The sequence below is a fragment of the Paenisporosarcina sp. P4_D4 genome, assembly GCF_056401835.1.
In genome coordinates this window covers 18,338-27,742 of record NZ_JBFUIO010000040.1, presented here as the reverse complement: position 1 = coordinate 27,742, position 9,405 = coordinate 18,338, and the positions used below count along the sequence as shown (strand labels likewise).

The following is a 9,405-nucleotide window of genomic DNA, read 5'->3' as shown; positions in this document are numbered from 1 at the left end:
TAAACTAAATAGTAAGTAGGAGATAGAGTATGAAACGGGGACTGGAGTTAGGCAGAGAAGAATCAATCGAAATCATTGTGACAGAGGATATGTATGCTGCATTTGAAGGTGAAGTCGTTCACCCTGTCTATTCAACAGTAGCAATGACATACCATATGGAGTGGGTTTCAAGAAAAATCATTCTTCCTTTTTTGGAAGAGCATGAAGAGGGAATGGGTGCATCAGTCCAACTGAAACATATTGCTGCATCCCCTCTTGGTTCAGTCGTGTCTTTGACAGCTTATGTGATCGAACTTCGCGACAATTTTGTTAAGACAAAAGTGACGGCACGAAACCATTTAGGTGTAATTGGGAAAGGTGAAGTCATGCAAGTCATCCTATCAAAAGAAACAATAGCCAATAAGTTAAAAGAAGCGTCAGTCTAAATTTAGCAAATTCAAGTGATAGATTTTAAGGAGGCCTTTCGAATGAAAGTTGCAGAAAGAACATCAATGGCTAAAGAATTTGAGCTCTTCGATAAAATGAGTGCGCATGAACAAGTGGTTTTTTGTAACGATCCTTCCACTGGTTTGCGTGCCATCATTGCAATCCATAATACAACACTCGGTCCTGCACTCGGCGGATGCCGTATGCAACCTTATAACAGTATGGACGAGGCACTGGAAGATGTTCTGCGATTGTCAAAAGGCATGACGTACAAATGCGCTGCCGCTGACGTGGATTTTGGAGGCGGAAAAGCAGTCATAATCGGGGATCCGAAAACAGATAAGTCACCTGAACTGTTCCGTGCATTCGGTCAATTTGTCAATTCTTTAGGTGGCCGTTTTTATACAGGAACAGATATGGGTACGGCAATGGATGATTTCATACACGCTTCAAAAGAAACCAATTTTATCAACGGCCTTCCGGTCGAATATGGTGGTGGCGGGGATTCATCTATTCCGACGGCAGCAGGTGTCCTATACGGCATTAAAGCGACCAATCATATGCTCTTTGGAAACGATGAATTGGGCGGACACACCTACGCCATTCAAGGCCTCGGAAAGGTTGGATTTAAAGTTGCATGCGGATTGCTTGAAGCTGGTGCTGAAATTTTCGTAACAGATATCCATCAGGATAGTATAGATGCCATTAAAGCGAAAGCAGCAACAACTGCCGGCAAAGTGACCGTGATAGCAAAAGAAGATATTTATTCACAGCAGGCAGATATATTCGTTCCTTGTGCATTTGGTGGAATCATCAATGACAATACAATCGCTCAGTTTAAAGTAAAAGCAATCGTTGGTGCAGCTAACAATCAACTATTGAATGACACTCACGGGAAAATGTTACACGAAAAAGGAATTTTATACGCTCCTGATTATATCGTCAATTCCGGCGGCCTTATTCAAGTAGCTGATGAGTTGTACGGGATTAATCATGAACGTGTACTTGCCAAAACAAAACATATTTATGATGCGATTTTGGAAGTGTTCAAGGAAGCGAGCAGCAGCGGCAAAACAACAGAAGAATCCGCAAATGAGATGTGTGAAAAACGAATTGCGGAAAGATCGAAGCGAAATAGCTTCTATACAGCACCAGCTAAACCAAAGTGGTCCATACGCAACTTATCCTGAATGGAGGCAAGTTAAGTGGAACAAAACTATCCGATTAAACGAATAATAGACGATCAAGGCGTTCTCATTGATGAAAGTTATAAAAATACGATTGATGAAAAATTGGTAAAAGAATTGTATTACAACATGCTGCGTATCCGCACTTATGACAGAAAATCTATTAACTTGCAACGACAAGGGCGACTTGGTACATACGCGCCTTTCGAAGGGCAAGAAGCAGCACAGGTAGGAAGTGCGTTAGCGCTTGAGGAGAATGACTGGGTCTTCCCGACTTATCGTGACCATGGTGCGACTCTGACTTTTGGAAAAAGCATGACTAGAACATTTTTGTATTGGAATGGAAGAGTAGAAGGGTGTGTACCACCTGAAGGTAGAAATATCTTTCCTCCGGCTGTACCGATTGCTACTCAACTGCCTCATGCTGCGGGTGCAGCTTGGGCAGAAAAGCTGAAAGGAACAAAAAATGCCTCCATTGCTTATTTCGGAGACGGAGCCACTTCAGAAGGTGACTTTCATGAAGGACTGAATTTTGCGAGCGTATTCAAAGTTCCAGTCGTTTTCTTCAATCAAAATAACGGCTATGCGATTTCAGTTCCGATGGAAAAACAAATGAATTCCAAGACGATTGCACAAAAGTCAGTTGCTTATGGAATACCAGGTGTCCGTATTGACGGAAATGATTGTCTGGCGGTCTACTTTGAAACGAAAAAAGCATTTGACCGTGCACGTAATGGAGATGGACCGACATTAATAGAAGCAGTTACATGGCGAAAAGGTGCTCACACGACTGCGGATGATCCATCGAAATATCGCCCTGCGGAACAAGGCCAGCATATTGTTGACCCTATGGAACGAATGGAATTGTTCATGAAAAACTATGGCTACTGGGATGAACAGTGGATTAAGGAAATGACAGAAAAAACAGCGAATGAAGTCGAAGCGGCTGTCGATGAAATGGAAAACTACCCACCGCCAACCGTGGAAGATGTTTTCAATCATGTATTCGCAGTATTGCCCGTTCAACTCGCTGAACAGAAAGAAGCATATCTTGCACATTTGGGGAGGCGGTGACAGGATGACGACAATGAAAGAATCAAATCATGAAGAGGCACAGACAACCCAGATGACGATGATCCAGGCAATTAATGATGGCATGCGATTATTGCTCGAAGAGGATGATCGTACCATCATCCTGGGTGAAGACATCGGGAAAAATGGAGGAGTGTTCCGTGCGACAGAAGGGCTTCAGGAAAAGTTCGGAGCCGACCGTGTAGTGGATACCCCATTAGCTGAATCCGGCATCATTGGAACGTCCATTGGTCTTGCTGTTAACGGATTCAAACCGATTGCGGAAATACAGTTCCTTGGTTTTATCTATCCCGCATACGAACAAATCATGACCCATGTTTCCCGTATCCGTATGCGTTCAATGTCACATTTTACGGTACCTATGGTCATCAGGGCCCCATACGGAGCGGGAATTCGTGCACCTGAAATCCATTCCGATAGTACAGAAACTTTGTTCACGCATATGCCGGGAATAAAAGTTGTCTGCCCTTCAAATCCGTATGATGCAAAAGGGTTACTGATTGCAGCTATGGAAGATCCAGACCCGGTACTGGTCCTGGAAACGATGAAAAACTATCGTTCGCAAAGAGAAGAAGTACCTGTTGGAAAATATACGGTGGAAATTGGCAAAGGAAAAGTCGTCCGTGAAGGTACGGATGTCACTTTGATTGCATGGGGTGCCATGGTTGCAATCGCTGAAAAAGCGGCCGTACAGGCAGAGATAAAAGGCATCAGTTGTGAAATTATCGATCTTCGTACACTCTATCCGATTGATCGGGACATTATTGCAGAGTCCGTCCAAAAGACGACACGAGCGGTTATTATTCATGAAGCGCATCATACCGGAGGGCTCGGTAATGATATTGTGTCCATAATCAATGACACGTCGTTCCTATATTTACGTGCTCCAATCGAAAGAGTTACGGGCTTTGATGTTCCTGTTCCTTTCTTCACTTTGGAAGAACATTACCTTCCTACACCTGCCCGTATTGTTGAAGGGATTGAAAAAGTGGTTCATTTTTAAGGGGGAAATGCCATGCTCGAAGTAAAACTACATGACATTGGAGAAGGGATGACCGAAGGAGAGATTGTCCATTACTTGGTTAAAGTTGGGGACTCCGTACGTACGGATCAACCACTTGTTGAAGTACAGACCGATAAAATGGTTGCAGAACTTACTTCTCCCTGCTCAGGTATCGTAAAAAAAATCATTATCGATGCCGGCGAAACGGTTAGAGTCGGAACTAGCCTGATTTATATCGAAGCGGATGAATCAGTAAAAACAGTACAAAAAACATCCCCTGAAATGAAACAGGAAGTAAAAAACGAAATGATTACTCCAACTGTCTTTAAAGAGAAGAATATGCAGACGACTTTCACCCGTGTCTTGGCAGCGCCATACACTCGTAAAATTGCGCGTGAACATAACATCAATATAGAAGATGTCCAAGCATCTGATCCATCTGGAAGAGTGACGGAGGAAGATGTTTATCGATTCCTGAAAGGTCATCAAACTGAAACTTATCAAGAATCAGTTATGGCGGTCCCTCAGTCAGCAGTTCGTCAGGAAACACCTGATGAAATTCCGTTTAAAGGCATACGCAAAAAAATTGCGGAAAAGATGACGAAATCATTATTCACAATTCCGCATGTTACCCATTTTGATGAAGTGAACATGACGAACTTATTTAAAATGAGAGAAGAATTGAAAGCGTCCGGTGAATCGGTCAGCGTCTCTGCTTTCCTCATTAAAGCTCTAGTAATTTCATTAAAAGACTTCCCAATTTTCAATGCTGAACTTGATGAAGAGAACAGTCGGATTCTTCTTAAGAAAAATTATCATATCGGGATCGCCACAAACACAGATAGCGGCTTGATTGTTCCTGTCGTTCACGATGCGGATAAGAAATCGATTAAAACGATTCATGCAGATGTAAAAGATTTGACAGAAAGAGCGGTCTCCGGGAAACTGCAACCGTTTGAAATGCAGAACAGCACATTTACTGTAAGTAACGTCGGTCCGCTGGGTAGTACAGGTGCTACACCTATTATCAACTATCCGGAAACGGCATTGATTGCTTTCCATAAAACTAAAAAACAGCCAATTGTCAATGAGCTGGATGAAATTGTCATCGGTCATATCATGACACTCTCCATGGCTTTTGACCACAGAGTCGCAGATGGTGCAACCGCTGTAGCATTTACAAACCGCTTTGCGAGCCTTATTGAACACCCACATAAACTGATGATGGAGATGATTTAATATGGTTGTCGGTGAAATCAGTCAACAACGAAATCTCATCATCATCGGCGGGGGTCCGGGTGGATATTCTGCAGCGATACGAGGTGCGCAGCTTGGGTTGTCGGTTACTTTGATTGAACAGTCCAACATGGGCGGGGTTTGTCTGAACAAAGGCTGTATCCCATCAAAAATCTTTACCCACGCGGCAAAGAAACGGGAAGAAACGGACCATTTACACGAACTTGGGATTGGTGAAGGTGATGATACTTTCAATTTGACTAAGCTGCTGAGTTATAAAGACAAAGCAATTAATGGTCTTAGAACCGGCGTCGAAAGTCTCTGTAAAAACAATAAAATTGAAGTGATTCAAGGCAAAGCTACTTTTCTCGGAGCAGACAAAATCGGTGTGGAAAATGGTCATCAGTTCGATATTTTTGAATTCGAGCAGGCAATCATTGCAACCGGGAGTTCTCCGATTCTGCCAGACTCCATCAAAGTAAAAAGTAAACGAATACTGTTATCACACGAAATATTTGAACTCAATGAAATGCCAGAGCACTTGGTCGTTTCAGGACAGGATTATATTGCCCTTGAAGTGGCTTCTAGTTTTGCGGCACTTGGAGCAAAAGTGAGCATTCTATTTGAGGACAAAGCAAATTTTGCTTTTGATGAATCCATCAATAAAGAATTGCTGCGTTTATTTAAACGTAGAAAAATAAATATCTATAAAGATGCTCAATTGCTCTCTACTGAAGATCATGATCATGAAATTGCTGTTACGTTCAAAAATGACAAAAACGTCGAAGAAACGATTCACGGCTCTCATCTTTTTGTAACGGGATACCGAAAACCAAATATTAAACCACTTGGCATAGGCCGCATCGGTGTTGCACAAACGGARGAAGGCTACATTCACGTCGACGCATCTATGCGTTCATCGATTCCATCCATTTACGCAATAGGAGATGTAACCGAAGGTCCTTTGATGGCAATTAAAGCAATTAAACAAGGAAAAGCTGCGGTTGAAGCGATTGTCGGACATAAACCTGAAGTAGACATGACTTTCATGCCTATTGTGGCACATACCATTCCACCGATTGTTTCGGTTGGTCTTACTGAAGTAAATGCCCGCAACTTTGGGTTCGATGTTCGGGTCAGCCAATACCCTCTTGGCGGCAACGGCTACGCAGCCATAACTGGAAAAAAGGATGGTTTCATCAAAGTGATTTCCGATCCCGCAACAGAAATTATTAGCGGGATTCATATGATCGGAGAAGGGGCAATCGAAATGTCCAGTTCCTTTGTGCAGTTACTAGAAATGGCCGCAAAAGAAGAAGACGTCAAATTCCCTCATTATGCTCATCCAGGGATGGGTGAGGGAATGCTTGAAGCGGTGGAAGGATTAATCGGACAAGCCATCCATGCCGCACCTGCTAAGAAGAAAGATTTATTAATCATTTGAATCGAGAAACAATTTTTCACAGTAGCATTCATTCCTTTGGTTTCGAGTTTGAAAATATAACTAATCTAGTAGGGGGAATTGTAATGAAGTATGGTCTGAAAAAAATCGGAGTTGTATTACTCGGTTCAGCATTGCTTCTAGGGGCATGTGGGGATGGGGAAAAGACGAATTCATCAAGTGAAAATAAGACATTCAAGATTGGTGTAACACAAATTGTCGAGCACCCTTCCTTAAATGCAGCTTACGATGGCTTCAAAAAAGCTTTGGAAGATGCAGGGATTGAAGCAGAGTACGATGTTCAAATTGCACAAGGTGATCCAAGTATCAACACGACTATAGCAGACAACCTTGTCAGTGCGAATGTTGATTTAATTTTTGCAAATTCAACACCAAGTGCACAGGCTGCTTTGAGTAAAACAAGTGATATTCCAATTGTCTTCACTTCAGTAACAGATGCAGTTGGGGCAGAGCTTGTCGAATCGATGGAAAAACCGGGCGGTAATGTAACAGGAACGATTGATAGTCATCCTGATGCGATTTCCAATACGATGAAGTTCCTGAAAGAGGAATTAGGAGCTAAAAAAGTTGGGATGGTTTTCAACTCAGGAGAGCAAAATTCACGTGCCCAAGTGGATGCGGTCAAGGCGATGCTGAAAGATATGGATATGACGGTTGTTGAGGCATCGGTTGCAACGTCTGCAGATGTAAAACAAGCAACAGAATCATTGATCGGCAAAGTAGACTCTTTGTACATCATTACAGATAATACTGTTGTTTCTGCGCTTGAATCGGTCATTGCCGTCGCAAATGAAAATAAATTGCCGATGATGGTCGGTGAATTCGATTCTGTTAAACGAGGCGGTTTAGCTGCATATGGATTTGAATACTATGACATCGGGTACGAAGCTGGTCAAAAAGCTGTGAAAATCCTTAAAGGTGAAAGTAAGCCAGCCGAAATTCCAGTAGACATTCCACAAAAGTTAAAATTCATCATGAACAAAGATACAGCAGAAACAATCGGACTTGAGATAAAAGACGAGTGGAAAGCTGAATTCAGCAAATAAATCAGGAGGTGATTCTACATGTTTTCAGCAGTATTTGGCTCTGTGGAGCAAGGAATCATCTATGCAATCATGGCACTTGGTGTATATATTTCATTTCGTGTTTTGGATTTTCCGGATTTAACCGTTGACGGAAGTTTTGTATCAGGAGCTGCGGTTGCTGCCACGATGATCACCTTAGGATATCATCCAGTGGCAGCGACGGCTCTTGCCGTCATTGTAGGTTTTCTTGCAGGCTGTGTCACCGGCCTTCTACATACGAAAGGGAAAATCAATGCTCTACTTTCCGGGATTTTGATGATGATTGCGTTGTATTCCCTTAATCTTCGAATAATGGGACTGACCTCGGAAAATTCCATAGGTCGTCCGAATATCCCTTTACTAAATGCAGAGTCAATGTTCAATCAATTCCAATCTTTTTGGGGTTCTCTTGGAATCGACACCGCGGTGAATAATTTCCTCAGCATGCTGGGGGTACAGCATTTGCCAGCTACCTGGGGTACTTTATTCATTATGACCATCATCGTTTTGCTCATTAAATTTGTGGTTGATTGGTTCTTAAGAACAGAAATTGGCCTAGCGATTAGAGCGACCGGCGATAATAAGAAAATGATTCGTAGCCTGTCAGCCAATACTGACACACTCATTATTGTAGGACTTGGTTTTTCCAATGCTCTGGTGGCATTCTCAGGTGCATTGATTGCTCAATATGCAAAGTTTGCCGATATTGGGATGGGAATAGGAATGATCATCATTGGTCTCGCTTCCGTAATTATCGGTGAAGCAATATTCGGGACGAAAACCATTGTCCGTACGACATTTGCCGTTATAGCAGGTGCTATTATTTACCGAATTGTACTCGGACTGGCACTGAGAGTGGACTTTCTTGATACGGGAGACATGAAATTGATTACAGCGGTTATTGTAATCGGTGCATTGATCCTCCCTCAATACTTTGATAAGCGAAGAGAGAAAAGCAGAAAAGCCAAACGGCATGCGGAACGGTTAATGGAGTATCAATCGCGATCAAAAGGGGGAGCTGCAGTTGCTGAAACTCGTCCAGATTAACAAATTATTCAATGAAGCCACACCAGATGAAAAAATAGCATTAGACCAGATTAATCTCCATTTAAATCCAGGTGATTTCATGACGGTTATCGGAAGCAATGGCGCAGGGAAATCCACTATGTTGAATATGATTTCCGGCGCTCTGTCTCCTGATTTTGGCGAAATTGAAATCTCCAATAAAAATGTTACAAAAATGCCGGAGTATAAGCGTTCGCAGATGATTGGTCGTGTATTTCAAGACCCGATGGCTGGTACAGCACCTTCGATGACAATCGAAGAAAATCTAGCAATGGCCTATTCACGCAATAAGAAACGTTTATTAAGAATCGGTGTTGACAGGAAACGACGGGAATTATTTCGTGCATCTCTTGAAACACTTCATTTAAATCTTGAAAACCGCTTGAATGCGAAAGTGGGTTTGCTTTCTGGTGGTGAAAGACAAGCTCTTTCTCTATTAATGGCAACCTTTACACAACCGTCGATTTTACTACTGGATGAACATACAGCGGCACTGGATCCTTCCCGTGCGGAACTGATTACCAATTTAACAAAACAACTGGTTGAAAAGGATCAACTAACCACGCTGATGATCACGCATAATATGCAACAAGCTTTGGACTTAGGAAATAGATTAATCATGATGGACAAAGGACAAATTATTTTGGAATTTGACGTACAAGAGAAGAAGAATTTGACCATTCCTAAACTAATGGATGAATTCCAACGTATACGTGGCGAAAAACTTACCAGTGATAAAGCCTTATTGTCTGTTTGATTCAGGATGCCTTTTCAAAGTGAGTTCTGAATGAGTCTCATTCTTAAACATGTTCAATTTTATATACTTGTAGTTATTGAACCGAGAAACAACTAGTTTAATAACTTAAGGAG

General features: G+C 42.2%; 9 protein-coding genes. All 9 read left to right on the top strand.

Features of this window, described 5'->3' with window-relative positions; genetic code table 11:
- Positions 1-29 precede the first annotated feature (29 nt).
- Positions 30-425 (top strand): thioesterase family protein, encoded by a 396-nt coding sequence (locus AC1DSL_RS10615; protein ID WP_477532142.1) that lies wholly within the window; start codon positions 30-32, stop codon positions 423-425.
- A 42-nt stretch (positions 426-467) separates the two neighbouring features.
- Positions 468-1,616 carry a Leu/Phe/Val dehydrogenase gene (locus AC1DSL_RS10610; RefSeq protein WP_477532141.1) on the top strand — a complete coding sequence of 383 codons (1,149 nt, stop codon included), beginning with the start codon at positions 468-470 and terminating at the stop codon, positions 1,614-1,616.
- Positions 1,617-1,631: 15 nt separating this feature from the next.
- On the top strand, positions 1,632-2,687 hold the full coding sequence (gene pdhA, locus AC1DSL_RS10605; RefSeq protein ID WP_477532140.1) for a pyruvate dehydrogenase (acetyl-transferring) E1 component subunit alpha: 1,056 nt from the start codon (positions 1,632-1,634) through the stop codon (positions 2,685-2,687).
- Between the two features lie 4 nt (positions 2,688-2,691).
- Complete coding sequence (locus AC1DSL_RS10600) at positions 2,692-3,708, top strand: alpha-ketoacid dehydrogenase subunit beta (RefSeq protein ID WP_477532139.1); 1,017 nt, start codon at positions 2,692-2,694, stop codon at positions 3,706-3,708.
- Positions 3,709-3,720: 12 nt separating this feature from the next.
- Positions 3,721-4,947: a dihydrolipoamide acetyltransferase family protein gene (locus AC1DSL_RS10595; protein WP_477532138.1), complete on the top strand. Its 1,227-nt coding sequence runs from the start codon at positions 3,721-3,723 to the stop codon at positions 4,945-4,947.
- 1 nt (position 4,948) lies between these two features.
- Positions 4,949-6,388 carry a dihydrolipoyl dehydrogenase family protein gene (locus AC1DSL_RS10590; protein WP_477532137.1) on the top strand — a complete coding sequence of 480 codons (1,440 nt, stop codon included), beginning with the start codon at positions 4,949-4,951 and terminating at the stop codon, positions 6,386-6,388.
- A gap of 83 nt (positions 6,389-6,471) precedes the next feature.
- Positions 6,472-7,452: an ABC transporter substrate-binding protein gene (locus AC1DSL_RS10585; RefSeq protein ID WP_016427260.1), complete on the top strand. Its 981-nt coding sequence runs from the start codon at positions 6,472-6,474 to the stop codon at positions 7,450-7,452.
- An 18-nt stretch (positions 7,453-7,470) separates the two neighbouring features.
- Positions 7,471-8,517, top strand: a complete 1,047-nt coding sequence (locus tag AC1DSL_RS10580; protein ID WP_477532136.1) for an ABC transporter permease — start codon at positions 7,471-7,473, stop codon at positions 8,515-8,517.
- Positions 8,495-9,292: an ABC transporter ATP-binding protein gene (locus AC1DSL_RS10575; protein ID WP_477532135.1), complete on the top strand. Its 798-nt coding sequence runs from the start codon at positions 8,495-8,497 to the stop codon at positions 9,290-9,292. The genes AC1DSL_RS10580 and AC1DSL_RS10575 overlap by 23 nt, the downstream gene beginning before the upstream one ends.
- Positions 9,293-9,405: the final 113 nt, after the last annotated feature.

Coding starts and splice junctions, on each gene's coding strand:
- AC1DSL_RS10610 (WP_477532141.1), top strand. CDS start 468: ATGAAAGTTGCAGAAAGAACATCAATGGCTAAAGAATTTGAGCTCTTC.
- AC1DSL_RS10580 (WP_477532136.1), top strand. CDS start 7,471: ATGTTTTCAGCAGTATTTGGCTCTGTGGAGCAAGGAATCATCTATGCA.
- AC1DSL_RS10585 (WP_016427260.1), top strand. CDS start 6,472: ATGAAGTATGGTCTGAAAAAAATCGGAGTTGTATTACTCGGTTCAGCA.
- AC1DSL_RS10595 (WP_477532138.1), top strand. CDS start 3,721: ATGCTCGAAGTAAAACTACATGACATTGGAGAAGGGATGACCGAAGGA.
- AC1DSL_RS10600 (WP_477532139.1), top strand. CDS start 2,692: ATGACGACAATGAAAGAATCAAATCATGAAGAGGCACAGACAACCCAG.
- AC1DSL_RS10615 (WP_477532142.1), top strand. CDS start 30: ATGAAACGGGGACTGGAGTTAGGCAGAGAAGAATCAATCGAAATCATT.